Source organism: Corallococcus sp. AS-1-12 (assembly GCF_020036995.1).
Lineage (GTDB): Bacteria > Myxococcota > Myxococcia > Myxococcales > Myxococcaceae > Corallococcus.
On the sequence record NZ_JAIQDD010000022.1, the window covers coordinates 102,187 to 127,303 of the forward strand.

Sequence of the window (25,117 nt, forward strand, 5' to 3'; positions counted from 1 at the left end):
CATCCAGGATCGCGCAGGGCCAACCCGCCGGACACTCCTCGTTGTGCATGCAGGTCTTCGTACAGAAGTAGCCTTGTCCCAAGGCCGCTCCGGGAGCGTGCACACATCGACTACTCAGACAGGCACTATCACCGCCGTCGACACAGGACTCGCCCACGCCACGCTTGGGTGCATCTGCACTTAGATTCCGAGGGCGCCATTCCGTGACGACTCGTCCTTCAGGTTCGGCTTGGGTTGGCGGCGACTGCGTGGGTTCCCCTTGCGGCGTGCATGCCAAACACCAAGCCCAAAGACATACAAATATCCATCGGACGTTCATCACGCGCACGTCTCCTTGGAACGCACACGTCCCGAGACGTGCGCGCCCGTCATTCTCGAATGTGTGGAAAGGAGCCCCGATGTTCGGGGCGGCCCTTCATGGCCGTTGAAGCAAGCAGCCCTGAAGACAGACTCCTCCGGAGAGGAATCAGGCCTCGGGGTCGACTCGAATGAAGGGGAGCGACAGCAACTACGGGCTCACACCAGTACCAGAGTCCCAAGGCTTTGCAACCCCAGGCAGGTCAGGTGCGGCACGACCCCGTCTCCTGGATGCGCTGAGCGGGCATCCAGGAGACGGATTGAAAGTGAATCCTACCGGCGCGCCGGAGGCACGCCGTTCTCGCCGTACAGGTAGCCCTGCAGCGGCTTCACCGCGAGGTCCGAGCGCTTCAGCGACTCCAGCGCGCCCACCGCCATGCGCGCCGCCTGCACCGTCGTGTAGTACGGCACCGAGTGCATCAGCGCCTCACGGCGGATGGAGAAGCTGTCCGCGATCTCCTGCTTGCCGAAGGTGGTGTTGATGACCAGGACGATCTCCCCGTCGACGATCTTGTCGACGATGTTCGGCCGGCCCTCCTTCACCTTCTGCACCCGCTGCGACTCGATGCCCTTCGTCAGCAGGTAGTCGTGCGTGCCCGCCGTCGCCGTCAGGCTGAAGCCCATCGACCGCAGGCGCTTCGCCAGGTCCACCACCGCCGGCTTGTCCTCGTCCTTCACGGAGATGAACACCCGGCCGCTCTTGGGCAGCTTCACGCCCGCCGCCAACTGGCTCTTCGCGAACGCGGACGCGTAGTCCTCCGCCAGGCCCATCACCTCGCCCGTGGACTTCATCTCCGGGCCAAGAATCACATCCACGCCAGCGAAGCGCGCGAACGGGAAGACGCTCTCCTTCACCGCCACGTGCCGGAACTCCGGCTCCTCCGTGCGGCCCAGCTCCTTCAGCGTCTTGCCCACCATGCAGAGCGCCGCGATCTTCGCCATCGGGACGCCCGTCGCCTTGGAGATGAACGGCACCGTGCGGCTGGCGCGCGGGTTCACCTCCAGGATGTAGATGTTCTTCCCCTGGATGGCGAACTGCACGTTCATCAGGCCCACCACGCCCAGCTCGCGCGCCATGGAGATGGCCTGGTCCTTCATCCGCTCCACCAGGTCCGGTGACAGCGAGTGCGGAGGCAGCGTCGCCGCCGCGTCCCCCGAGTGCACGCCCGCCTCCTGGATGTGCTCCAGCACGCCGCCAATCAGCACCTGCCCCGTGCGGTCCGCCACCAGGTCCAGGTCCACTTCAATCGCGTCCTTCAGGAAGCGATCGATCAGCACCGGGTGCTCCGGCGACGCGCTCACCGCCTCGCGCATGTAGCGCTCCAGGCTGGCCGCGTCGTAGACCGTCTCCATCGCCCGCCCGCCCAGCACGTACGACGGACGCACCATCACCGGGTAGCCGATGCGCTCGGCCACCTTGAAGGCCTCCGCGTGGCTGCGCGCGACGCCGTTCTCCGGCTGCTTCAGGCCCAGCTTCTCGATCAGCTTCGCGAACTTCTCGCGGTCCTCCGCCCGGTCGATGGCGTCCGGCGACGTGCCCAGGATGGGCAGCCCCGCCTGCTCCAGCGGCACGCTCAGCCGCAGCGGCGTCTGCCCGCCGAACTGCACGATGGCGCCCACCGGCTTCTCGCGCTGGGACACCTCCAGCACGTCCTCGATCGTCAGCGGCTCGAAGTAGAGGCGGTCGGACGTGTCGTAGTCCGTGGACACCGTCTCCGGGTTGCAGTTGACCATCACCGTCTCGTACCCGGCCTCGCGCAGCGCGAAGGCCGCGTGCACGCACGCGTAGTCGAACTCGATGCCCTGGCCGATGCGGATGGGCCCGCTGCCAAGAATCAGGACCTTCTGCCGGTCCGTGGGGGGCGCCTCGTCCTCCTCCTCGTAGGTGGAGTACAGGTAGGGCGTGTACGCCTCGAACTCCGCGGCGCAGGTGTCCACCCGCTTGAACACCGGACGGATGCCGCGCGCGTGCCGGTGCGCCCGCACCTCCGCCTCCGGGTAGCCCATCAGGTTGCCCAGGTACTTGTCGGAGAAGCCGTGCGCCTTCGCCTGACGGAGCACGTCGTCCGCCAGGTGGTCCAGGCGGCCAATGTCCGCCAGCGCCTGCGCCTCGCGCACCAGCGCCTCAATGTGCCGCAGGAACCACGGGTCGATGGCGGAGAGCTGGTGCACCTGCTCCACCGTCATGCCCTCGCGGAACGCCTGCGCCACGAACCACGGGCGCTCCGGCCGGGGCACGCGCAGGCCCTCGTGCAGGACCTTCTCGCGCTCCTCCTTCTCCGTGGGCAGCTCCGGCGACTCCAGGCCCACGCGCCCCAGCTCCATGGAGCGCAGCGCCTTCATGTACGCCTCGGGGAAGGTGCGGCCAATGGCCATCACCTCGCCCACCGAGCGCATGCTCGTGGTCAGCGTGCGGTCCGCCTTGGGGAACTTCTCGAAGTTGAAGCGCGGCACCTTCACCACCACGTAGTCCAGCGTCGGCTCGAAGGAGGCCGGCGTGTCGCGGGTGATGTCGTTGCGCAATTCGTCCAGCGTGTAGCCCAGCGCCAGCTTCGCGGCGACCTTCGCGATGGGGTAGCCCGTCGCCTTGGACGCCAGCGCGCTGGAGCGCGACACGCGCGGGTTCATCTCAATGACGACCATGCGGCCGTCACGCGGGTGGATGCCGAACTGGATGTTGGAGCCGCCCGTGTCGACGCCAATCTCGCGGATGATGGCCAGCGACGCCTGCCGCATGCGCTGGTACTCGCGGTCCGTCAGCGTCTGCGCGGGCGCCACGGTGATGGAGTCACCGGTGTGCACGCCCATCGGGTCCAGGTTCTCGATGGAGCAGATGATGATGACGTTGTCCGCCGAGTCGCGGACCACCTCCAGCTCGTACTCCTTCCAGCCGAGCACGCTCTCCTCCACGAGGATGGTGGAGGTGGGGCTCGCCTTGAGGCCCGAGCGGCAGATGGCCTCGAACTCCTCGCGGTTGTACGCGATGCCGCCGCCCGTTCCGCCCAGCGTGAAGGAGGGACGGATGATGGCCGGGAAGCCGATCTCCTCCACCAGCGCCATGGCGTCCGTGAGCGTCGTCGCGTAGCCGCTCTTGGGCAGCGCCACGCCGATCTTCTGCATGGCCGCCTTGAAGAGCTGGCGGTCCTCCGCCTTGTTGATGGCCTCCAGGGACGCGCCGATGAGCCGCACCCCGTACTTCTCCAGGATGCCGCGCTCCGCCAGCGCCTTGGCCAGGTTCAGCGCCGTCTGCCCACCCATGGTGGGCAGGAGCGAGTCCGGCCGCTCGGCGGCGAGGATCTTCTCCGCCGCCTCCACGGTGATGGGTTCAATGTAGGTGCGGTGCGCGAACTCTGGGTCCGTCATCACCGTGGCGGGGTTGCTGTTGAGCAGCACCACCTCCACGCCCTCGTCCCGAAGCGCCTTGATCGCCTGGGTGCCTGAGTAGTCGAACTCGACGGCCTGCCCGATGACAATCGGGCCCGAGCCAATCACGAGAACCTTCCGGATATCGGTACGCTTGGGCATCGGGCGCCCCCCATACCAACGTCCGCCCCCACATGCACGCGGTGCGTTGTGGCATGCGAAGAGACCGTCCGACGCCCGCTTGCTCGGGGGACCCCGGCCCGGCGTCCTCTGCTACGCTGCCGCGCTTCCCTCCGGAGGTTTCATGCGTCGCTGGCCCCTGGCCCTGCTCGTCCTTCTCTGCGCGCCCGCCCTCGCCCAGGACCCCGCTCCCGCCACGCCCGCCGCCGAGCCCGCCCGGGCGCCCGCCCCGGCGCCGACGCCCACCACCGCCGAGCCCACCCCGGCTCCGACGCCCGCCCCCGCCGCGGCCCAGGCTCCGGCGGCGCCCACGCCGGCCCCTCGCAAGCCTCCGCAGGCCGCCGCCACGCCCCCGGCCGCCGTGCCCGTGTCCCCCACGGCGCGTCCGCCCACGCCGCCCACGCCCTCCACCGTGGGCAGCGTCCCGCTGCTGGCCCCGGGCCGCGACGCCGCGCGCCCCACCGAGGAGGACCTGTCCCCGGAGGGCATCGCCCGCTCGGTCATCCACAACGAGGCGCGCTTCCTCTTCCAGAGCCTGCTCACGGGGGACGTGCGCAACGCGTCCGCGGAGCTGCTCTACCCGTTCCAACTGGAGGACAAGCGCTTCAACACCCCCGACGAGCTGGTGCAGGCGTGGGTGAAGCAGTTGCGCGCGCGGCGCACGGACCTCGTCACCCTCTACGACATCGAGGTGCTGCCCATCGCGGAGATGGAGAAGAAGTACGGCAAGCCGCCCGCGCGCCTGGGGCTGGATCCGCGCGCGCTCAAGGACACCTGGGCCGCGGTGGGCAACCTCTCGGGCCACGCGGCCATCTTCCTCTTCCGCGGCAGCCCGGACCTCACCTGGCACGCCTTCGCGTACACGGACTGAGGGCGCCCGCCTCAGCCCAGCGCCGCGACGAAGTCCCGCAGACGCGTCAGGCCCTTCTGGAGCACCTCGCGCGAGGTGACGAAGCTCATGCGGATGTAGCCCGGCGCGCCGAACGGATCCCCGGGCACCGCCGCCACCAGGAAGTCGTTGAGCAGCGCCTCGGAGAGCTGGAGCGAGTCCGTCAGCGGCTTGCCCTTGTAGCTCTTGCCCAGGAGGCCCCGCACGTCCGCCATCGCGTAGAAGGCGCCCTCCGGCAGCCGGCAGCGGATGCCGGGGATGGCGTTGAGCCCCGCGACGAACAGGTCCCTGCGCTCGCGGTACTCGTTCACCATCGCGGTGATGGTGTCCGTGGGGCCGGTGAGCGCCGCCAGCGCCGCCTTCTGCGTGATGGACGAGGCGTTGGAGGTGGACTGGTCCTGCACCAACTGCATGCCGGAGATGAGCGCCTTGGGCCCGGCCGCGTAGCCCAGCCGCCAGCCCGTCATCGCGTAGGACTTGGACAGGCCGTTGGACACCAGCAGCCGGGGCACCAGGTCCGGCGCCACGTTGCCGATGTTGAGGAACGGCTCCCCCGTGTAGAGGAGCTTCTCGTACATGTCGTCCGTGACGAGGAGGCAGTCGTGGCCGCGCACCGCGGCGGCGATGCCCTCCAGCGTGGCGCGCGAGTACACCGCGCCCGTGGGGTTGGCCGGGCTGTTGAGCACGATGGCGCGGGTGCGCGGGGTGAGCGCCTTCTTGATGGCCTCGGGGTCCGGCGCGTAGCCGTCCTCCTCGCGCGTGGGGACGATGACCGGCGTGCCGCCCGCCAGGTGCACCATGTCCGGGTAGCTCACCCAGTACGGCGCGAAGATGATGACCTCATCCCCTTCGTCCAGCAGCGCCTGGAAGCAGTTGTAGAGGGACTGCTTGCCGCCCGCCGTCACCACCACCTGGTCCGGCGCGTACTTCAGGCCGTTGTCCTTCTCCAGCTTGCGGCAGACGGCCTCGCGCAGCTCCGGCATGCCCGCGGTGGCGGTGTACTTGGTGAAGCCCGTGCGCAGCGCCTCGATGGCCGCCTGCTTCACGAACTCCGGCGTGTCGAAGTCCGGCTCGCCGGCGGCGAGCACCACCACGTCCTTGCCGCTGGCGGCGAGCGCCTTGGCGCGTGCGTTGAGGGCCAGGGTGGCGGAGGGCTTGATGGCTTGCAGCCGGCGGGCGAGTTTCATGCGCCTTGCCTAGCGCGGAACTCCCGAAGCGGACAAGCCCGCTCGTACGTCCCGTGGGCCGACTGCCCCTTGGGGACGACCCTAGGGTTTCGGGCCGAACTTCTTCTTCAGGCTCGCGTTGACGTTCGGGGGCACGAGCCCGTCCACGTTCCCGCCGAAGGTCGCGACCTCCCGGACCAACTGCGAGGAGATGTAGAAGTAGGCCTCGCCCGTCATCATGAAGACGGTGTCGATGTCCGGCGCCAGCTTGCGGTTCATGTTCGCCAACTGGAACTCGTATTCGAAGTCCGACACCGCGCGCAGCCCGCGGATGACGACGCTCACGTTGCGCTGGTGCACGTAGTCCACCAGCAGGCCGTGGAAGGCGTCCACCTCCACGCGGGGGTCGTTCACCGCCTCGCGGATGAGCTCGATGCGCTCCTCCTGGCTGAAGAGGGGCGTCTTCTTCGGGTTCACCGCGATGGCGACGATGAGCCGGTCGAACATCTTCAGGCCGCGCTGGATGAGGCTCAGGTGCCCGTTGGTGAGCGGATCAAACGAACCGGGATAGATGGCGACGGGCATGGGTGCGCTGAAGTCTCGGCGGGCCCACGGGGCCGGTCAAGCGCACGTCACGGGGCCCGGTAGAAGCTCACCAGGGTGTCCCCGAAGCGGCGCTGGTCCTCCCGGCCGAGCCCCGCGTGGGCGTCCGGAGCCGCCTCCCGCTTGTCGTGCTCCACCACCACCACGCCGCCCGGCGTCACCAGGCCCGCGGCCACCACCGCGTCCAGCACCGTCTCCACCACGCGCGCCGCGTAGGGCGGATCCGCGAAGACGAGCTCGAACTTCTCCCCCTGCTTGCCCAGCGTCTCCAGCGCGCGCGCGACGGGCTGCGCCAGGATGGACACCTTCGACGTGAAGCCCAGCGCGTCGGTGTTCTTGCGGCACAGGGCCAGGGCCTCGCGGTCCTGGTCCACCAGCACCAGCCGGCCCGCGCCCCGCGACAGGGCCTCCAGCCCCAGGGCGCCGGTGCCCGCGTACAGGTCCAGCACGGCCTGGCCGTCCAGGAACTGGCCCAGCATGTTGAAGATGGTTTCACGGACCCGGTCCGCCGTGGGGCGGATGTGTCCGGACGACGGCTTGGGCCCCGTCAGGGCCCGGCCCTTCGCGCTGCCTGCCACGATGCGCATGCGCGCCCTTCTACCCCAGGTCCCCGCCCGGCTTCGCGAGGAACGCCATGGCCACCGACGCCGAGCGGTGCGCCCCCAGCGCCGCCAGCGCCTCCGTGGCCTCCGCGAAGGACAGCGCCTCCAGCGTCTCGCGCGCGGCGGGCGTCAGCGGCGGCAGCCCCTCCTCCAGCACGGACAGCAGCTCCCCGGCCGGCATGCCCGCCGCCTGGGCGCGCGCCACCACCGGCTCGCGCACCTCCGGAGGCCAGGCGCGCAGCGCCAGCGGACCGAAGGGCCCCCTCCACTCCACCTTGCGGACGCCCACGGCCACGTAGCTGGACAGCGCCCGCGCGGGACCGGCGGACGCATCCGCCACCGCCAGCGCCACGCCCTTCCCCGAGGCCGTCTCCACCACCCGCCGCAGCAGCTCCACGTCCACCTCGCCCTCGCCCAACTGCGCCTCCGACACGCGCAGCAGGCGCAGCGGGACCTGCCACTGCGACAGGCCCTCCAGCAGCGTCGCGCACGCGTCCACCAGCCCGCCCGCGGACACCTGGGGCGGGGACACCTCCAGCGACAGCTCGCGCTCCTTGAGCGGGCCCACCAGCGCGTTCACCGCCTCCACGGCCTCGTAGGAGGTGAGGCGGGACAGGTCCAGCGACACCAGCGCGAAGCCCGCGTCCACCACCCGGAAGATGCCGTCCTGGAGCGCGTCCAGCACGTCCGCGTCCGTGGAGGCGACCCGGAGGGGGCCGGCCTGGAGGAACAGGGGCCGGGTGTGCTCGGCCTCCTGCGCCGCCGCGTGCACCGCCCTCACGAAGCGCTCCGGCGCGCCCCGGTCCGCCAGGGGGTGCGGGCAGCACAGGCCCAGCACCGAGTCCTCCGCGCGGGCCGCGCCCAGCAGGCCCGGCAGCGCCCCCTTGGACAGCACCGGCAGGCACGGCAGCGCCATGGGCGTGGACTCCAGCGCCCCGAGCAGCTCCCGTGGATCCAACAGGGGCACCCGGGAGCCCGGGCCCACCCGCGCCACCACGTTGCCCGGCCGCAGCGACAACACCTTGTCCAGCACGCTCATAGGAGCCGGCGAGAATCCCCGCCCCGCGCCCCTTTCGCAAGCGCGAGTCAGTGCACCTCGCCCAGGTGGGCGTACGACTGGCTCTCGATCTGGATGGTCGTGTGGTCGATGCCGAAGCGGTCGAAGAGGTCGTGCTTCACCGCGGACAGGATGTCGTCGTTGTTGCAGACCATGGGGTCCGCAACCACCAGGTGCGCGGACAGCGCGTACATCCCGCTGGAGATGGTCCACACGTGCAGGTCGTGCACCGCCTGCACGCCCGGCACCTTCGCCATCAGCGAGCGCACCTGCTCCAGGTCCACGTGCGCGGGCACCGCCTCCAGGAGCACGTCCACCGCGTCCTTCACCAGCCGCAGCGCGCCCACGACGATGATCATCGAGATCATCACGGAGATGATGGGGTCCACGACGTACCAGCCGGTCCACCACATCACGCCCGCGCCAATCAGCACGCCCACCGACGACAGCGTGTCCCCCAGCACGTGCAGGAACGCGCCCCGCACGTTCATGGAGTGCGTCTGGTGCAGGAAGCCCAGCGCCGCCAGGTTCGCCACCAGGCCGATGCCCGCCACCAGCGCCATGGGCCCCAGCTCCACCGGCGCGGGCGTGCGCACGCGCTCCCAGGCCTCCAGCAGGATGAAGATGGTGATGACCAGGAGCAGCACCCCGTTGAGCAGCGCGCTCAGGATCTCCATCCGGTAGTAGCCGTAGGTCTTCTTCAGGTCCGCCGGCCGCCCCGCGAACCAGAGCGCCAGCAGGCTCAGGATCATGGCCGACACGTCCGTCAGCATGTGCCCGGCGTCGGAGAGCAGCGCCAGCGAGTTGGTCAGGAAGCCGCCCACGGCCTCCGCCACCATGATGGTCGCCGTCAGCCCCAGCGCGAACAGCAGCCGCCGCCGGTCCTTGCGCCGCTCCTCCGCCACCCCGCCCTTGCGCGGACCGTGCGAATGGCCGTGCGAGTGCCCGGGGTGCGAGTGGTCATGGTCGTGGTCATGCGAATGACCGTGCCCTGCCCTGCCGTGTGTATGTGGGGGTGCGCTCACAGGGAACCAGGGTACGCGATCAGCGCTGTCGTTCGGACAGGTGCCGCTGGATTGATTTCGGACAACCCCGTAGATCCGTTGTCCTGATCCGCAACAGGGCGAGGACCGTGGGGATGGACTTCGAGAAGCATCAGAATCTGCACACCATTGTCATGTTGAGGGATGTCATCCGCAAGTGGTGGCAGGTGGAGCTGTCGTTCGCGGATCGCAACGGGGTGGTGCACGACTGGCAGCGCGGGGATTTCATCCCGCCGCCCAACGACTTCTGCCGCCACGCCCTGGGGGCGCGGGAGGGGATGCGGCGGTGTGCCCAGTCGGTGCGGGTGCTGCATGAGAAGTTCAAGGCCGCCAAGAACCTGCGCCGCTCGCTCTTCCACGACTGCCACCTGCGCCTGTCCATCGTGGGCGCGCCGCTCTACATCCGCAACGAGTACGAGGGCTTCCTCTTCGTGGAGGGCTTCGCCCGGCAGCCGCTCACGGCCGGGGACGGGCAGGTGCTGCTGGGCAAGATGCGCGACATCGCGCCCGGGGCGACGCTGGAGCTGGAGGGCGCGGCGGAGCGCGTGCCGGTGCTGGACGGCTCGGAGCTGAGCAAGCTGTCGGACCTCTTGGAGTTCGCGGTCACGGAGATCGCCAACCAGGAGGTGGAGCTCACGCGCAAGGAGGAGACCATCCAGTCCATGGCCTCCGAGCTGTCCAACCGCTACCGCTTCGAGAAGATCATCGGCCGCTCCGGGGCCATGAACGAGGTGTTCCGCCTGATGGAGAAGGTGGCCCACTCCGACTCCACCGTCCTCATCAACGGCGAGTCCGGCACGGGCAAGGAGCTGGTGGCGCGCGCCATCCACCACAACGGCCCGCGCAAGGACAAGCCGTTCGTCGTGCAGAACTGCTCCGCCTTCAACGACAACCTGCTGGAGAGCGCCCTCTTCGGGCACACCCGGGGCGCCTTCACCGGCGCGCTCAAGGACAAGAAGGGCCTCTTCGAGGTCGCGGACCAGGGCACCTTCTTCCTGGACGAGGTGGGCGACATGTCCCCCGCCCTCCAGGTGAAGCTGTTGCGCGTGCTCCAGGAGGGCACCTTCCTGCCCGTGGGCGGCACCCACTCCCGCGAGGTCGACGTGCGCGTCATCGCCGCCACCCACAAGGACCTGGGCGAGCTGGTGAAGCGCGGCGAGTTCCGCGAGGACCTCTTCTACCGCATCAACGTCATCCGCCTGCAGTTGCCGCCCCTGCGAGAGCGCAAGGACGACCTGCCCGTCCTCATCGACCACTTCCTGCGCAAGCACCACCGCGAGGGCCAGCGCGCGCGGGGCCTGGCGCCGGAGGCCCTGGGCATCCTGGGCGCGTACGCGTGGCCGGGGAACATCCGGGAGCTGGAGAACGAAATCGAACGGCTGCTCGTGCTGGGGGGCGAGCTGGAGACCATCCCCGCGGAGCTGCTCTCCAGCCGCATCCGCGACGCCGTCGTCCCCGGCGGAGGGCCCTTCATCGCCCCGCGCGCGCACGGGAAGCTGCACGAGGCGGTGGAGTCCCTGGAGAAGGAGATGATCCACCAGGGCCTGGTGCGCACCCGCTACAACAAGAGCCGGCTGTCGCGTGAGCTGGGCATCAGCCGCTCCAACCTCCTCCTGAAAATCTCCCGCTACGGGCTGGACAAGGGTATCCCCGAGGGGATGGACAACGACGAGGCCGAGGCGTGAGCGCCCCCCACGGACAGGCGGTCTCCTTCCGGCAGGACTCGCTGCGGGTGCCGGACGGCGCGGACCTCTACTACCAGGTCCGGGGAGACGGCGCCCCGGGCATGGTCCTGTGCGACGGCCTGGGCTGTGACGGCTTCGCGTGGAAGTACCTCCTGCCCTACCTGAGCCGGCGCCACCGCGTGCTGCGCTGGCACTACCGGGGCCACGGCAAGAGCACCGTCCCCACGGACCGCACGCGCATCGGCATGGCGTACACCTGCGACGACCTGGCGCGGGTGATGGACGCGGCCCAGATGGACAAGGCCGTCCTCTTCGGCCACTCCATGGGCGTGCAGGTGGCGCTGGAGTTCCACCGCCGCTACGCCCGGCGCGTGGAGGGGCTGGTGCTGGTGTGCGGCAGCTACGGCATGCCGCTGGACACCTTCCATGACTCGACGCTGCTCAAGCGCCTCTTCCCCACCCTGAGGGCCGCGGTGGAGCGCTTCCCCCGGCACGCCGCGCGCATCGTGCACGGGGCGCTCACCACGGAGCTGGTGGTGCAGTTGGCCATCCGCCTGGAGATGAACCCGGAGCTCATCGCGCGCAACGACCTGGCCCCGTACTTCACCCACCTGGCGCGGATGGACCCCGTCGTCTTCGTGCGCACCCTGGACTCGCTGGCCAACCACACCGCCGAGGACCACCTGGAGCACGTGGACGTGCCCACCCTGGTGGTCGCCGGGGAGAAGGACCGCTTCACCCCCGGCTGGCTGTCCCGGAAGATGGCCGAGCGCATCCCCTCCTCTGAGCTCCTGATGATTTCCGAGGGCACCCATACCGCCCCACTGGAAGTGCCGGGGCTGGTGGAGCTGCGCGTGGAGCGCTTCCTGAGGGAGCGGCTGGGGGTGGAGACCGCGGAAATCCCCCCGAAGGTGGGATAAGCGCCCAGCCGGCGGGGGGCCTGATTGTTTACCTGCTGGACACCCGCCTTCATTGCAGGTGGGAAGCCCCCGGCATATAAGCCCCCGCCTTCCGGGTTCCGGTGGGATTGAGATTCCCCGTTCTGGGCGTGTCTCTTCGCACCTTCATTTCCGTTAGTTGGTCCTGATGATCTCTCGCGAAAACATCCGCAACGTCGCCATTGTCGCCCACGTCGACCACGGCAAGACCACCCTCGTCGACCACCTGCTCCGGCAGGCGGGGACCTTCCGCTCCAATGAGCACGTGGCCGAGCGGGTCATGGACTCGAACGACCTCGAGCGCGAGAAGGGCATCACCATCCTCGCGAAGAACACTGCCGTCTCCTACAAGGGGATGCAGATCAACATCATCGACACCCCGGGCCACGCCGACTTCGGTGGCGAGGTGGAGCGCGGTCTGCGCCTGGTCGATGGCGTCATCCTGCTGGTGGACGCCGCTGAAGGCCCCCTGCCCCAGACGCGCTTCGTGCTCAGCAAGGCGCTGGCCATGGGCCTGAAGACGGTGCTGGTCATCAACAAGATCGACCGCCAGGACGCCCGGGCCAAGGACGTGCTGGACCTCGTGTACTCGCTCTACATCGACCTGGGCGCGAACGAGGAGCAGTTGGAGATGCCGGTCCTCTACACCGTCGCGCGCCAGGGCCAGGCCTCCACGTCGCTGGACGTGCCGGGCAAGACGCTGGAGCCGCTGTACGACGCCATCATCAAGCACATCCCGCCCCCGCCCGCGCCGCCGGCGGAGCAGACGACGCTGCAGCTCCTGGTCGCCAACCTGGACTACGACGACTATGTCGGCCGTCTGGCGGTGGGCCGCGTGCAGGCGGGCCGCATCACCCCGAACATGCCCGTGTCCGTCGTCCGCGAGGGCGGCAAGGTGCAGCAGGGCAAGATCGTCAAGCTGTTCGGCTTCTCCGGCCTGAAGCGCCAGGAGATCCCGGACGCGGGCCCGGGTGAAATCGTCTCCATCGCGGGCATCGAGGAGATTTCCATCGGCGACACCATCGCGGACTTCGAGAAGCCCGTGGCGCTGCCGCGCATCACCGTGGACGAGCCCACGATGATGATGATCTTCAAGGTCAACGACGGGCCGCTGGCGGGCAAGGAGGGCAAGTACGTCACCTCCCGCAACCTGCGCGAGCGCCTGTACCGCGAGGCCTACCGCAACGTGGCCGTGCGCGTGGAGGACACCGCGACGCCGGACGCGTTCCGCGTGGTGGGCCGTGGCGAACTGGCGCTGGCGGTCATCATCGAGAACATGCGCCGCGAGGGCTACGAGCTCACCGCCTCCAACCCGGAGCCCATCACCAAGGAGATCAACGGGCAGTTGCACGAGCCCATGGAGCTGCTCTTCTGCGACGTGCCGGAGAACAGCGTGGGCGCGGTGACGGAGCGCCTGGGGCCCCGCAAGGGCCGCATGACGGACATGGCGCAGCTCGGCTCGGGCCGCACCCGCCTCCAGTTCCGCATCCCCGCGCGCGGCCTCATCGGGTTCCGCTCGGAGTTCCTCACCATCACGCGCGGTGAGGGCATCATGAGCAGCCAGTTCGACGGCTTCGAGCCGTGGTTCGGCTACATCCCGAAGCGCGCCAACGGCGCCATGGTCTCCGACCGCCTGGGCGACACGGTGCCGTACGCGCTGTTCAGCATCCAGGAGCGCGGTCAGCTCTTCGTGGGCGCGGGCACCACCGTGTACGAGGGCATGATCATCGGCGAGCACGCGCACCCGTCCGAGCTCAACGTCAACTGCTGCCGCGAGAAGAAGCTCACCAACATCCGCGCCGCCGGCCGCGACGAGAACGTCATCCTCGTCCCGCCGCGCGAGATGGGGCTGGAGAAGGCCCTGGAGTGGATCGCCGACGACGAGCTCGTCGAGGTGACGCCCAAGTCCATCCGCATGCGCAAGAAGGCGCTGGCCGTGGGCGAGCGCTACCGCGCCGAGCGCGACCGCAAGCGCGAGGAGCGCGCCGAGGCGGAGTAGTCCTTCCGTCGAGACGCCTGAAGCTTCCAGGGGCCGTCACCTTCGCGGGTGGCGGCCCCTGCTTCGTTCCAAGGCCTAGAAGCCGAAGCGGACCAGCCGGGCGCGGTACGGCGTGGAGTTGCTCCGGTTCGCCTGGTCGTCCCAGCCCTTGAACTCCACGTCGTCCAGGAGCCGCTCCGTCTGCCCGTTGAGGGTGACGGCGTTGATGAGCGGGAGGCTGAGGGAGCCCACGTTGCGCCCCGCGAGCCGGTTGCTCGGGTCCAACGCCTCCTGCCGGCCCTGGGAGCAACTGTCGGTGAAGTAGCAGCCCCGGTCGCAGGCGTCCTTCGAGGCGTAGGAGCCGTGCTTGTTCACGGCCACGTAGACGCGCGGCGCGCCCCGGTACGCCCCCGCGTACTCGAGCTGCGCGTAGCCGTACCAGCCCGAGGAGTCGCACGCCGTCTCCAGGTGCGCGGACAGGAAGGCCTGGTCCAGGTACCAGCGCCCGTCGGCGTAGTGCACGTCCAGCACCTGGAACTCGGAGTCCCCGTCGTGGGCGAAGACGTTGAAGATGCCCAGGCTGGGGATGCCGTGGTCCTCCAAATACGCGGCCAGGTAGAAGATGCGCAGCGTGCGCAGGGCGGAGCTGAGCGGCCGCGCCGCGAAGTACGGCCGGCGCGCCACGCCCTTCTCGCCCTGGGCAATCCACAGCGTGGGCATGAAGGCCGCGGCCACCTGGAGCTCGCAGCCATCCCCCACCCCGTCGCCATCCGCGTCCGGCCCCTGGCCCCAGCACTCCTCCGCGGACGGCAGGTTCGGGATGCCCTGCGCGAAGGCGGGGACGGACAGCAACGACAGCACCAGCACCCACACACGGGCGTGGGAACGGAGGACGGGGGTCATGGGCTTACCTGGAAAGAACCGCGAGGGTGACTTTCAGGGTGAGCACACGACCGGCGGACCTGAATCCGCCCGCGAGGCCGGGGCACCTGTCCGGCGTCAGTCGAAGCGGCGGCCGCGGTCACCCGCCGGCCTGCGCGTTTGCATTCACATTCCGAGAAACAAAACGGACTCGGAGTGCTCCCGGAAATGTCAGACCCATCCAGTATGAATCTCCCTGCGCGGCGCCACTCCAGGCGTCGCCGAAAGGGTCGCCTTCACAATGAAGATGCCATTGATTTCCCTCGGGATTCTGGTCGGCATGACAGGGGTTGGCTGCGGGGGGCTTGAAGATGCCGAGGCGGTGGACTCCTCCGTTCCGGCGGACCTGGCGGATGCGACCTCCCAGGTCACCCAGGGGCTGATCACCCAGGTCACGGGGACCAGCCCGGTCACCTACGTCGCCACGTCGGGCAACGCGACGAAGCCCTATGATCAGTCCGCCACGTCGGTGGTGGCCTACACGCGGGATTCAACGACCGGGGCGTTCACGGCCTACCCGGGCACGGGCGCCGCGGACGGCACCATCTCCGTGCCGAACGTCCCTTCTGGCCGCATCTACCTGAAGCTGGGCTCGCGCTACCTGGTGAGCACCAGCCGCACGTTCGACCTGGGCTCCACGGAGTGGGGCCGCGATGGCACCTTCGTCTCGCTCCCCACCCCCGTGACGGTGTCCGCCACCGGCCTGTCTCCCTGGCAGGCGGGGGACTACCTGGAGGTGTATTCGTTGAACCCGGGCGCGTTCGGCTACGTCAACAGCGGCGTCACGGGGTTCCCCCTGGCGGGCGCCACGTCGCTCTCCGGGCTGAGCTTCAATTACGCCGACATGCGCAACCCGGTGCGGCTCGACAGCGGCCTCGGGGACGTGTTCTCGCTGGCGCAGATGCGGTGGAAGACGAGCGCGAATGGCGTGCCCTACCGCGCGATGCACAAGGTGCTCGACGCGAGCGTGACGCTGGTGGAGGGCCAGCCCGTCACCGTCAGCGGGACCTTCACCCAGCCCGTGGCGACAGGCACCTTCTCGGTGGACTGGAGGCGCTCGGCCTTCGACGCCATGCGCACCCAGGTGAACCCGGACGCGGTCAGCACGTACAGCGAGATCTGGATGTCCGCCCGGCCGGCCGCGCTGAGCACGGCGCTCGCGTCCATCAGCGGGCAGCCCCTGCTCGTGAAGCTCAACCCTGACGCGCAGAAGACCGACCTCGTCACGGGGAGCATGACCTACAACAACCCGCTCCCGGCGGCGTGGCAGAAGGTGGCGCTCGCCACCGCGGGCTTCACGAAGAGCTACGCGCTGGGCACCGCTGCGCCCTACACCATGAGCGTGGACATCCGCGTGGACCAGGAGGCGAGCGCCTTCACCGCCGCGCCCGTGCAGCCGCTCGTCGGGCCGGTGCAGGCGCCCCTGGTGAACACGCGCGGCGCGTTCCAGAACCTCACGGGCGTGGGGACGGACGCCTCGCTGCGCTGGTCCAAGCCCCTGGTCGGCACGGCCACGAACTACGTGGTGAACATCTACCGGCTGGGCACGAGCAACGGCTCCACCACCGCGACGCGCGTGACGTCGCTGCACACGGAGCTCCAGAGTGTGTACCTGCCGCCGGGCGTGCTGCAGTCGGGCCAGACGTACTTCGCGGAAATCCAGAGCTGGTACCAGCCCGGCTCGGACCTGGCGACGAGCCCGTTCAAGCGCGCGCTGCCTCGGGGCCGCGCCAGCGTGCTCACCGGCATGTTCAGCCCGTAGCCGCTGAAGCGGCCCTGGCCCGGCCTTCGCCTTGGCGAAGGTCGGGTCAGAACGTGTACTTCACGCGCGGGAACACCGCGAACGACATGATGTTGGGCCCGATGATGTAGCGGCCGAGCAGGTCCGCGCCCACGGAGAAGTGGTCGAAGGACGTGGCGTACTCCACGCCCACGCCCAGGCCCGCGTTGAAGGCGTTGACGGCCTGGCCCGGGTCGCCCTTGTCCGGATCCACCGGCCGGGGATCCAACCGCGTGTAGCCCGCCGCCACCTTGGGCGTCAGGTAGAAGCGGTTGGCCAGCCGCACTTGGTACGCGGCCGTCAGGTCGCCGAATGCCACGGTGAAGTTGTCCGACAGCGCGCAGACGTTGGAGTCCGGCAGGTAGCCCGCGAAGCAGTTCTGCGCGGACGAGCCCAGCGCGAAGTGGGCGCCCAGCGAGATGCGCTCCGTCAGGTCGTAGCCGATGCCCAGTTGCACGTACGACTGCGCGTTGGAGTAGCTGTTCTCGCCGCCCACCGTGAAGAAGACCCCGACGTCGGTCTCGGTGAAGAACCCCCGGCGCGGCTCGAACGGCACGCCCTCCGGCGGCGTGGCCCCCAGGGCCGGCGTCGCCAGCGCGAGCGCGGCCAACAGCAGCGACTTCCTCACGACTCCTCCCGTCACGTTGTCCTCCTGCTCCCTCGCACGCCTGGCAGCAGTGGCACGGACAGTAGTGACGCCCGGCACGAAACGGCAGCGGGGAAAAACGAAAATGGCGTGGACCGTTTCGTCCACGCCATTTCGGTCTTCCAGTCTACGAAGCGCCGTTACTCCGCGGCGTCAGCGCCCGAGGGCGAGAACAGCCAGGGGTACGTCACGTTCACCACGCCGCCGCCCTTGGGCTCCGGGAACTTCCAGCGGCGGATGCGGGAGATCATGCACTGCTCCGCGGGAGAGCTGCCCAGCGTGGACTCGGACACGCTGGCGTCCGCCACCGCGCCCGCCGGGTCGATGGTGAATGCCACCGCCACCTTGCCGGCCAGCGACGGGTTCTTGTTCAGCTCCGACTCGTAGCAGTACTTGATCTCATTCTGGTGCCGCCGGATGACCTTGGCGATGACGTCCTTGTCCAGGCCGCCAATCACCGTCGTCTTGCCGGGGATGACCTTGGTGACGGACTTGCCGCGGCCGCCCAGGTCGATGCCGCCGGAGCCACCCGTGCCCCGGCCGTTGCCCTGGGTGCCCAGGCCGCCGATGCCCAGCGCCGTGCCGCCACCGCCGTTGCCCGTGCCGCGCGAACCCAGGCCGCCCACGCCGTGCGCGTCACCCATGGCCGCGCCGCCCTTGAGGCCGCCCAGCGAGTTGTTGATGCCGGTGCCGATGCCGCCCGGGCCGAACACGTCGGAGGCGCCCCCCTTCATGCCCTTGAGCGCGCCGAGCAGGCCCACCTTGCCCACCACCTGGCGGTCCTTCTCCTTCTTGGACTTGTCCACCACCGGGGTGCCCGGCTTGGAGGGCGCGGCCTCCTCCTGCTTCGCCTCCTGCTTGCCGAACTTGCCCTCCTCGTCCTTGGCCTTGGCCCCCTCCTCCACGCCGGAGAGCTGGAGCTTCTTCGCCTCCACCTTCTTCTCCGGGGCGATGAGGAACTTGGCCACGCGCTGCTGGGACTCGAAGACGTCGTCCGCGGACTTCGTCTCCGTGTGCGGCGTCAGCACCATGGCGGTGACGAACGCCGCCGCCGCGAGGATGCAGATGGCGGCGATCTTGAAGAAGCTGAAGTCGCGGTCCGACAGCGACGTCGCCAGGATGGCCGGCGACGGCTTCACGTAGCGCATCACGAACGCCACCGTGCCCAGCGACACCTCCGCGCGGTCATGCAGGCCCAGGGTGAAGAGCTGCTCCTGGTCCGCCGTGGCGTTGTTGAGCTGGCCCGCGGCGCGCAGCACGTCCTTGGTGCGGACATCGCCGTTGTTGGTGACGAAGACGCCGGAGCCGGCCGGAGCGCGCAGCTCCAGCTTGTCGCCCTTGCTCACCGCGAGCACGTGGCGCTTGCCCACCTGCGGCGAGAACACGGTGAAGGTGTTCTTCGCGCCCTCGCCGATGGTGACCGGCGCGCCGTCCTTGAAGTGCTGGACCTCCAGCATCTGGTCGCCCCAGAGCATGGACACCTGGAGCACCTTCGCGTCCGGCGTGGGCTGCGCGTCCCTGGGCAGCGGCTCCTGCAGGTGCGGCGGAGGCTGCGGCTTGCGGGCCGCGGCCACCGGGGCAGGCGTGGCCTTGCGCGCGGCCACCGGAGGCGGCGGAGGGCCGAACACCGGGGTGGACGTCACGTTCGTGGAGGCCTGGGTGCCCAGCGCGCCCGCCGGAGCGGAGCGCGGCGTGCTCACCGTGCCCACCACGTTGGACGTGGGCGCCGCGTTCATCGCGGGCCGCTGGGGCGGGGCCTGCCGCATGTTCGGAGGCACCGGGGCCGCGTGCGCGGCCGGCGCCGCCGGAGGCATCACCGGGCGCTGCTGGAACACGCCGGGCTGCGCCACCGCCGCCGCCGGAGCCACCGGCCGGGGCGCGTCACCGAAGAGCACCTCCACCTGGGAGGTGCCCACCGTGAGCACATCCCCGGGCTTGAGCGCCGTGGGGATGATGAGCTTCTGCCCGGACACCTGGGTGCCGCCTTCACTGCCCAGGTCGATGGCCGTCACGGAGCCATCGTTGTCCACCTTCAGCATCACGTGGAGGTTGGACACGCGCGGATCCTGAATCTTCACCGCCGCCTGGGCGCCCGACCCCACGATGACACTCTCCGCCTCCGAAACCGTCTCCTGGATGGAGCCGTCCGGGGTGGTGATCCGAAGCGTCAATCCGTTTTTTCTCGCCGCCGCCATGAAGTTCTTCCTTCTTCCCTTCCCGTCCCGAAAACGTTCAACGCCACCTGTGCCGTCTAAAGATTGTCCGCGGACTTCTGAAGCTCCGGGTCGAAGTTCTCCCGGACCTTGATGAGGCTTTGGAAATCCGTCTTCTTGCGGTTGAGGACGTAGGAGCCTTCCGGCTTGGTGAGCTCGCCCTCCACCGCCACATCCGTGAAATCAATCACCGTCTTCTTGCGGTACACGGTGCGATCCTCCTCCTGGATGATCTTCACCGAGTCCTTGCCGTCCTGCGCCAGGGCGGGAGCCGCCAGCCCCAGCCCTCCCGCCATCACCATCGCTGCCAGCAGTCGTTTCATGTGATGTCTCCGCCAGGCCCGCTTCGCGTATTCCATTGCAGGGCTCGCACCAACTCCAAGTCCCTGGATTCTAAGGGAGCCGCCCGGCCGCTTGCACCTGGGTGGCTAAAGGCGGGAAGAAAGTTCTCATCCTTCCCGCCGGGACGACTGTTGTTTCTTCAGGGCGTTGGAGCAGGCGTCGGAGCCGTCTGTCCATTGTCTGACGCATCGTCGGACGCGGGGGCAGCCGGGGCCGGCTCCCCGGCCGCCTCGGGTGCCTCGGGCGCGCTGGTGTCCTGGGGCAATTGGTTCATCACGGAGGAACCCGCGCCTCCCGTGGCGGCGGCGTCCTTCTTCTCCTCGCCCCCGGCCTCCGCGGTGGCGGCCGGAGCGGGCGCCGGCGGCGGGTTCTTGAGCATGTTCTGCAGGCCGTTCACCTTGGCGGTGATGAGCTGCTTGTCCTGCTCCGTCGTGGAGGACAGCTCCTTGCAGCGGTCCAGGAACGCGATGGCCTTCTCGTAGGCCGCGCGCTCGGACGCGTACGCCCAGCCCGCGCCGCACACCGCCTCCGGCCTGTCCGCGGCGCGCGCGAGCACCTTCTCGAACGCCTCGCCCGCGGCGATCCCCTTCTTCGGATCCAGGCCCTTCTGCCCGTCCAGCGCGTACGCCAGGTAGAGCTGCCCCTCCAGGCCGTCCGGCTCCAGGGCCAGGGCCCGGGTGAAGGCCTTCTCCGCGCCCGCGTAGTCGCGGTAGCTCAGCGCCAGGGCGCCCAGGTTGAGGTGGCCGGGCGCGAAGGAGTCATCCAGCGACACGGCCTTCTGGAACTGGGCCAGGGCGCGCGGGCGGTCGTCCATCTTCAGGTAGATCATCCCCAGCGTGTTGGAGATGGCCGGGTCGTCCTGGGCCACCTTGCGCGCGTTGACGATCAGCAGCTCCGCCAGCCGGTACTGGCCCCGGTCGTACGCCACCAGCGCCAGCGTCTTGTACGCCTCCGGGTTGTCCTTGCTGCGCGCGAGCACGCGCCGGCCGGTGGCCTCCGCCTCGTCCAGCCTGCCCGCCAGCCGGTACGTCGCGGCCAGCGCGTTGAGCACGTGCGCGTCGTGCTCGTGGCCCGGCGTCTGGAGCGCCTTCGTGTACAGCGCGAGCGCCTCGTCCAGCCGGCCCTCGTGCCGGTGCATCAGCCCCAGGTTCATCACGGACGGCGTGTGCGCCGGGTCCAGGGCCAGCACCTGCTCGTACGCCACGCGGGCGTCCGCCGGGCGGCCCTGCTTCTCCGCGATGACGCCCAGGTTGAAGCGCGCGTTGAGCGCCTTGGGCTCCTGGGAGACGACGGCCTCGAAGCCCTTGCGGGCGGCGTCCAGGTCACCGGCCTCGTAGGCCCTCAGGGCCTGGGCGAACTGTCCGTCCGCGTCGGGCGGGGCGGGCGGGGGCGCGGCGGGGACCGTGACGGCGGGCCTCTCCACCGCGTTCATCGCGACGGGCGTGGGCCTGGGGCCCGTGGCGCAGGCCGTGGTGAAGGCGAAGGCGAAGGCCCCCGCCAGGAACATGCGCTTGGTGCGAAAGCCGTTCATCCCCGTCGTCCCCATCCCCTTCAACTGGCTGCTGATGTCGATGCTGTGGTTCGTCTTCACGGCCGCACCCCCTCGAGCGACGCGGTGGGCTCGGGCTTCGCGGGCTGCGTGCCCTCCGGCGCGGCGGCGGGCTTCTCGCCCTCGGCGGGCGCGGCCTCCGGGGCGGCGGGCTTCGGCTCCACGGAGGCGCTGATGGGGCCGTTGAGGTCCTTCAGCACGCCCGAGGCGATGCGCGAATCACTGCTGCCCCGGTACGTCACCGGCCTCACCTGGGCGTAGGCGCCCGGGCGCAGCTTGTTGATCTGATCCTGCGCGGCCAGCGTCCACTCGCTGTAGATGCCCAGCTCGTAGGCCTTCTGGAGCCCCTTCTCCAGCGCCTCGCTGGCCTTCTCCTCCAGGGGCATGGCCAGGTTCTCCAGCTCGCCGCGGTACATGCTGAGCTGCTCGTCATCCAGACCGGAGGGGTCCGGCGAGTCCATGATGTTGCGCGCGAAGTCCGCGTACGCGAGGCCGATGCGGGTCAGCGCCGCGATGCCCCACTCGCCGGAGCCCGTGGCGAGCACCGCCGCGTACTCCTTCTCCACGCGCTGCATCTCCTTCTGCTTGTTCGTCAGGTCGCGGCGGATGGTGGAGACGCGCGTGAACTTGATGTCCGAGAAGCGCTTCCACGTGGGCTCCAGTGCCAGGAAGCGCGCGTGGCCGTACGCGTTGAGCACCGCGGTGTCCTTGCGCACGCCCTCCGGGAGCTTGTTCCAGCCGCGCACCAGCTCGTCCTGCGCCTTCTCCTGGCCGCGCACGTCCCGCATCTTCTGGTACGCCAGCAGCTCGTGGTACCGCGCCAGGTACGCCTGCCCCGCGGCGGTGCGCGAGTCGCGGCCGTAGTCCTCCACGAACCGGTTGAAGGCGCGGGCCGCGTCGCCCCACTTCTTCTCCTTCTCCCAGACGAGGCCGATGGAGAAGGCCACCTGGGGCACGTCCTTGCGGTCCTTGAAGCGCGCCAGGTAGGTGTTCCACGCGGTGACGGCCTTCTGGGACTCGCCCAGGCCGTCGTACCAGACGCCCGCGTTGAAGAGGGCGTCCGCCACCCACTCGCCCGCCGCGTCCACCTGCGCCTTGCGCTCGGCGGCCTTCTGCGCGCGCTTGGACTCCGCGTCCTCCACGGCGCCCGGCGTGTCGTCCTTCTTCGCGACCGTGGCGGGCTTCGCCTTCTTGTCCTTGTCCTTCCTGGACTGCGTCTCCCGGGCCTTGATGGCCGCGTCGTACCCGGCCACGAAGGACTCGGACATGGCCGCGGCCTTCTTGAACTCGGCGACCTTCTCGTAGAGGCCGGACAGCGTGTAGCGCGTCTTCAGTTCGAAGTTGCTGTTCGGGTACTCCTTGAGGACGCGCTCGCCGGCGGTGATGCCCTTGTCCACCTCACCGGCCTCCTGCGCGATGACCATCGCGTAGGTGAGCGCGCGGTCCGCGTTCTCCGACTTGGGGAACTCGGTCACGAAGGACAGGAACTCCTCGGCGGCCTTCGCCGGGTTCTTCTCCTTCTTGTAGACGACCTCGTCCACGTACTTGTACTGGCTGCCCTCCACCACGCGGGAGACGCGCAGGGCGAAGTCCGAGCCGGGCTTGGACAGCTTCTTGTTGGAGAGGAACTTGCGCGAGAGCGTGTTGAGCTCCTGCCACTCCTCGCGGCTCTCCAGCACGTACATGGTCAGGTCCGCGGCGTCGCGCGAGCGGCGCTCCTCCGGGAACTTCTCGATGATCTCCCCGAAGCGGCGGGCCGCGTCCACGAAGTGCGCGCGGTCGTAGAGGATGACGGCGGCCTGGTAGCGCAGGTCGATCTCATCCTGGTTGCCCGGGTAGAGGGTGTTGTACGTGTCGCACGCGGCGACCAGCCGGTCCTCGAACTTCGTGAGCGGCTGCTCGGCCTGCTCCTTGGCGTCGCGCTTGACCAGCTTCTGCCTGGCGACGTCGCCCTTGTCCTTCTTCTCGTCGACCTTCTGGCCGTCCTTCAGGTCGCTCTTGGCAATCTGGCCGCGCTCGATCTTGACGAGCTTGTCGTAGGCGAGCACCGCGTTGTACGCGGCGGACTTGCGGTAGGACTCGTTGGAGACCTCCTTCGCGGAGTCGCGGTCCGGGATCTGGAACGCCACCACGGCGTCGTACTCGGCGGCGGCGGCCTCCCACTCCTCCAGGGCCCAGAGGATTTCGGCGTAGAAGAAGCGGATGTTGAAGGCGGAGTCCGCCACGAACTCCGGGTTGTCGCTGGAGGCGAACGCGTCCACGTACTGCTTGTAGATGTCGCGCGCGAGCCGGTAGGTCTCCACCTGGCGCGTCTTCTGCGCCTCCTGGTGGTACTCGGTCACCATCACGCGCATGGCCTCTTCGGTCACGCTGAAGGCGTTGCGCAGCACGCCCGCGTTGCTGGCGTTGGCGCTCCACCACTCGCCACCCGGGCGGTAGAGGTCCACCATCCGCTTCATCTCCTTGCGGACCTGCTGGCGCTGGCGCAGGCCCTCGAAGGCGCGCACCACGGCCTGCTGGTACTCCGGCGCGTTCGCGCCCATGGGCGCGTCGTCGATGAGCGTGCGGTACACCAGGATGGCGCTGTCGAAGTGGCCCGCGTCCACCAGGCCCGCGGCCGTCTTCGCGAGCAGCCGGCCCTGGCGCTTCGCCGGCGCCTTCTGCTTGAAGTAGGCGAGCGCCTCCTTCGGCTGATCCAACTGGACGTAGAAGACGGTGAGGTCGTTGAGGGCCTCCGTGCGCAGGTCGCCCAGCTCCTCGCCGCGCTGGCCCGCGTAGTCCACCACCTCGTGCAGCTTCTTCAGGCCCGCGTCCAGGTCGCCCGCGTTGAAGTCACACCAGGACAGCTTGTAGGTGGCGTAGGCGTAGATCTTCGGCACGCCGGAGTCGCGCGCCTTCTCGTAGTTCTCCTTGGCGGGCGCGAGCTTGTTGTTCTCGAAGTAGTGGTTGCCAAGCTGGATGTACGCGTCCGGGACGAACTGCGACTTCGGGAAGTCGCGGATCAGCTCCTCGTAGCGCTTCACCGCGTCCTCGCGGCGGTTGAGCTCGTAGAGGTTGTAGCCCAGGGAGAAGAGGACCTCGTCGCGGGCCGGGTAGTCCGGGTACTCGTCGAGGATGGCCTCGTAGATGCGCATCGTCTCCGCGCGGTAGCGCTCGGACTCGCGGTGGTCCTGCTCCGGCGCGGTGGCCTTCTCCCCGCGCGCCACGGCGGCGTCGTAGGCCTTCTCCGCCGCGAGGAACTTCTCCATCTCCAACTGGTAGAGGTACTTGGACTTCTCCCAGTAGAGCTCCGACAGGCGGTACTGCATCTCCGCCTTCTGCGTGGAGGTCTCCTGCAGCTTGGGGATGAGGCGCTTGAAGCCTTCAATGGCCTCGTCGCGCTTCTTGTCCGCGAGCGCGTCCTTCTTGGAGTCCGCGATGCGCGGCATGTCCGCGAACTTGGCCGTGGCGGGCTTCACCCGCGCCGGGCCCTTGCGCATGTCCTGGGGCGCGACGCCGGGCGGCAGCTCCGCCTTCTTCGCCTCCTCCTTGTCCTTCTTGCTCGCGGCCTCGGCCTTCTTCGCCGCGCCCTTCGAGGAGGACTTCTTCGTCGCCACCTTGCGCGGCGGTGCCGTCTCCTCCGCCGCCTCCCCCACCCCACCGGCCGCGAGCGCGACGCCCACCGCCAGTGCACCGAACCGAAGAACCACCTTCATGCGAGCTCCTGGAGAACCGCGCCTCGCCTGGCTGGGAAAACTTCTGCCCAGTTGGGAGGGACGACGGAAAGTAGACGCGGGTACCCAGATTGAGAAGTGGCCCGGAACAT

Annotated in this window: 17 protein-coding genes; 5 read left to right on the top strand and 12 right to left on the bottom strand. The window is 69.3% G+C overall.

Annotated elements, in window-relative coordinates; translation table 11 throughout:
• Positions 1-630: 630 nt before the first annotated feature.
• Entirely contained in the window at positions 631-3,882 is a 3,252-nt protein-coding gene (carB, locus tag K8556_RS27995) for a carbamoyl-phosphate synthase large subunit (RefSeq protein WP_223743165.1), read from the bottom strand.
• A gap of 142 nt (positions 3,883-4,024) precedes the next feature.
• Here carB and K8556_RS28000 point away from each other — a divergent pair, with 142 nt between their 5' ends.
• Positions 4,025-4,771 carry a hypothetical protein gene (locus K8556_RS28000; protein ID WP_223743166.1) on the top strand — a complete coding sequence of 249 codons (747 nt, stop codon included), beginning with the start codon at positions 4,025-4,027 and terminating at the stop codon, positions 4,769-4,771.
• Positions 4,772-4,782: 11 nt separating this feature from the next.
• Here K8556_RS28000 and K8556_RS28005 read toward each other — a convergent pair whose 3' ends face one another.
• From K8556_RS28005 to K8556_RS28025, 5 genes are all read right to left on the bottom strand, one after another.
• On the bottom strand, positions 4,783-5,976 hold the full coding sequence (locus K8556_RS28005; protein ID WP_223743167.1) for a pyridoxal phosphate-dependent aminotransferase: 1,194 nt from the start codon (positions 5,974-5,976) through the stop codon (positions 4,783-4,785).
• An 81-nt stretch (positions 5,977-6,057) separates the two neighbouring features.
• Positions 6,058-6,540 (bottom strand): pantetheine-phosphate adenylyltransferase, encoded by a 483-nt coding sequence (gene coaD, locus K8556_RS28010; RefSeq protein ID WP_223743168.1) that lies wholly within the window; start codon positions 6,538-6,540, stop codon positions 6,058-6,060.
• 47 nt (positions 6,541-6,587) lie between these two features.
• Positions 6,588-7,145: a 16S rRNA (guanine(966)-N(2))-methyltransferase RsmD gene (gene rsmD / locus K8556_RS28015; RefSeq protein ID WP_223743169.1), complete on the bottom strand. Its 558-nt coding sequence runs from the start codon at positions 7,143-7,145 to the stop codon at positions 6,588-6,590.
• 10 nt (positions 7,146-7,155) lie between these two features.
• The gene (locus K8556_RS28020; RefSeq protein WP_223743170.1) at positions 7,156-8,199 is read right to left on the bottom strand and encodes a hypothetical protein; all 1,044 of its coding nucleotides are present in this window, start codon (positions 8,197-8,199) and stop codon (positions 7,156-7,158) included.
• Positions 8,200-8,246: 47 nt separating this feature from the next.
• A complete protein-coding gene (locus tag K8556_RS28025) occupies positions 8,247-9,242 on the bottom strand; it encodes a cation diffusion facilitator family transporter (protein ID WP_370639976.1) in 996 nt (331 codons plus the stop codon).
• A gap of 113 nt (positions 9,243-9,355) precedes the next feature.
• On the opposite strand from K8556_RS28025, the gene K8556_RS28030 reads away from it, so the two are divergent.
• The 3 genes from K8556_RS28030 to typA all read left to right on the top strand — a co-directional run bounded on the left by K8556_RS28030 (position 9,356) and on the right by typA (position 13,882).
• Complete coding sequence (locus tag K8556_RS28030; protein ID WP_223743172.1) at positions 9,356-10,945, top strand: sigma 54-interacting transcriptional regulator; 1,590 nt, start codon at positions 9,356-9,358, stop codon at positions 10,943-10,945.
• Positions 10,942-11,865 carry an alpha/beta fold hydrolase gene (locus tag K8556_RS28035; RefSeq protein WP_223743173.1) on the top strand — a complete coding sequence of 308 codons (924 nt, stop codon included), beginning with the start codon at positions 10,942-10,944 and terminating at the stop codon, positions 11,863-11,865. The genes K8556_RS28030 and K8556_RS28035 overlap by 4 nt, the downstream gene beginning before the upstream one ends.
• A 166-nt stretch (positions 11,866-12,031) precedes the next feature.
• A complete protein-coding gene (gene typA / locus K8556_RS28040) occupies positions 12,032-13,882 on the top strand; it encodes a translational GTPase TypA (protein ID WP_223743174.1) in 1,851 nt (616 codons plus the stop codon).
• Positions 13,883-13,957: 75 nt separating this feature from the next.
• Here the strand turns inward: typA and K8556_RS28045 are convergent, their stop codons facing one another.
• Complete coding sequence (locus K8556_RS28045) at positions 13,958-14,764, bottom strand: hypothetical protein (RefSeq protein WP_223743175.1); 807 nt, start codon at positions 14,762-14,764, stop codon at positions 13,958-13,960.
• 259 nt (positions 14,765-15,023) lie between these two features.
• Here K8556_RS28045 and K8556_RS28050 point away from each other — a divergent pair, with 259 nt between their 5' ends.
• Positions 15,024-16,544: an ABC transporter substrate-binding protein gene (locus K8556_RS28050; RefSeq protein WP_223743176.1), complete on the top strand. Its 1,521-nt coding sequence runs from the start codon at positions 15,024-15,026 to the stop codon at positions 16,542-16,544.
• A gap of 46 nt (positions 16,545-16,590) precedes the next feature.
• Here the strand turns inward: K8556_RS28050 and cglE are convergent, their stop codons facing one another.
• From cglE to K8556_RS28075, 5 genes are all read right to left on the bottom strand, one after another.
• Positions 16,591-17,190 (bottom strand): adventurous gliding motility protein CglE, encoded by a 600-nt coding sequence (cglE, locus tag K8556_RS28055; protein WP_370639977.1) that lies wholly within the window; start codon positions 17,188-17,190, stop codon positions 16,591-16,593.
• Between the two features lie 158 nt (positions 17,191-17,348).
• On the bottom strand, positions 17,349-19,403 hold the full coding sequence (locus tag K8556_RS28060; protein ID WP_223743178.1) for a TonB family protein: 2,055 nt from the start codon (positions 19,401-19,403) through the stop codon (positions 17,349-17,351).
• 56 nt (positions 19,404-19,459) lie between these two features.
• Positions 19,460-19,744, bottom strand: a complete 285-nt coding sequence (locus K8556_RS28065) for a hypothetical protein (protein ID WP_223743179.1) — start codon at positions 19,742-19,744, stop codon at positions 19,460-19,462.
• Positions 19,745-19,902: 158 nt separating this feature from the next.
• Complete coding sequence (locus tag K8556_RS28070; RefSeq protein WP_223743180.1) at positions 19,903-21,354, bottom strand: tetratricopeptide repeat protein; 1,452 nt, start codon at positions 21,352-21,354, stop codon at positions 19,903-19,905.
• Positions 21,351-25,007 (bottom strand): tetratricopeptide repeat protein, encoded by a 3,657-nt coding sequence (locus tag K8556_RS28075; protein WP_223743181.1) that lies wholly within the window; start codon positions 25,005-25,007, stop codon positions 21,351-21,353. Before K8556_RS28075 ends, K8556_RS28070 begins: the two co-directional genes overlap by 4 nt.
• Between the last annotated feature and the right edge of the window lie 110 nt (positions 25,008-25,117).

Excerpts from the sequence above, each read along its gene's own strand:
- carB (WP_223743165.1), bottom strand. The coding sequence starts at position 3,882 with ATGCCCAAGCGTACCGATATCCGGAAGGTTCTCGTGATTGGCTCGGGC.
- K8556_RS28000 (WP_223743166.1), top strand. The coding sequence starts at position 4,025 with ATGCGTCGCTGGCCCCTGGCCCTGCTCGTCCTTCTCTGCGCGCCCGCC.
- K8556_RS28005 (WP_223743167.1), bottom strand. The coding sequence starts at position 5,976 with ATGAAACTCGCCCGCCGGCTGCAAGCCATCAAGCCCTCCGCCACCCTG.
- coaD (WP_223743168.1), bottom strand. The coding sequence starts at position 6,540 with ATGCCCGTCGCCATCTATCCCGGTTCGTTTGATCCGCTCACCAACGGG.
- rsmD (WP_223743169.1), bottom strand. The coding sequence starts at position 7,145 with ATGCGCATCGTGGCAGGCAGCGCGAAGGGCCGGGCCCTGACGGGGCCC.
- K8556_RS28020 (WP_223743170.1), bottom strand. The coding sequence starts at position 8,199 with ATGAGCGTGCTGGACAAGGTGTTGTCGCTGCGGCCGGGCAACGTGGTG.
- K8556_RS28030 (WP_223743172.1), top strand. The coding sequence starts at position 9,356 with ATGGACTTCGAGAAGCATCAGAATCTGCACACCATTGTCATGTTGAGG.
- typA (WP_223743174.1), top strand. The coding sequence starts at position 12,032 with ATGATCTCTCGCGAAAACATCCGCAACGTCGCCATTGTCGCCCACGTC.
- K8556_RS28045 (WP_223743175.1), bottom strand. The coding sequence starts at position 14,764 with ATGACCCCCGTCCTCCGTTCCCACGCCCGTGTGTGGGTGCTGGTGCTG.
- K8556_RS28050 (WP_223743176.1), top strand. The coding sequence starts at position 15,024 with ATGAAGATGCCATTGATTTCCCTCGGGATTCTGGTCGGCATGACAGGG.
- K8556_RS28060 (WP_223743178.1), bottom strand. The coding sequence starts at position 19,403 with ATGGCGGCGGCGAGAAAAAACGGATTGACGCTTCGGATCACCACCCCG.
- K8556_RS28065 (WP_223743179.1), bottom strand. The coding sequence starts at position 19,744 with ATGAAACGACTGCTGGCAGCGATGGTGATGGCGGGAGGGCTGGGGCTG.
- K8556_RS28075 (WP_223743181.1), bottom strand. The coding sequence starts at position 25,007 with ATGAAGGTGGTTCTTCGGTTCGGTGCACTGGCGGTGGGCGTCGCGCTC.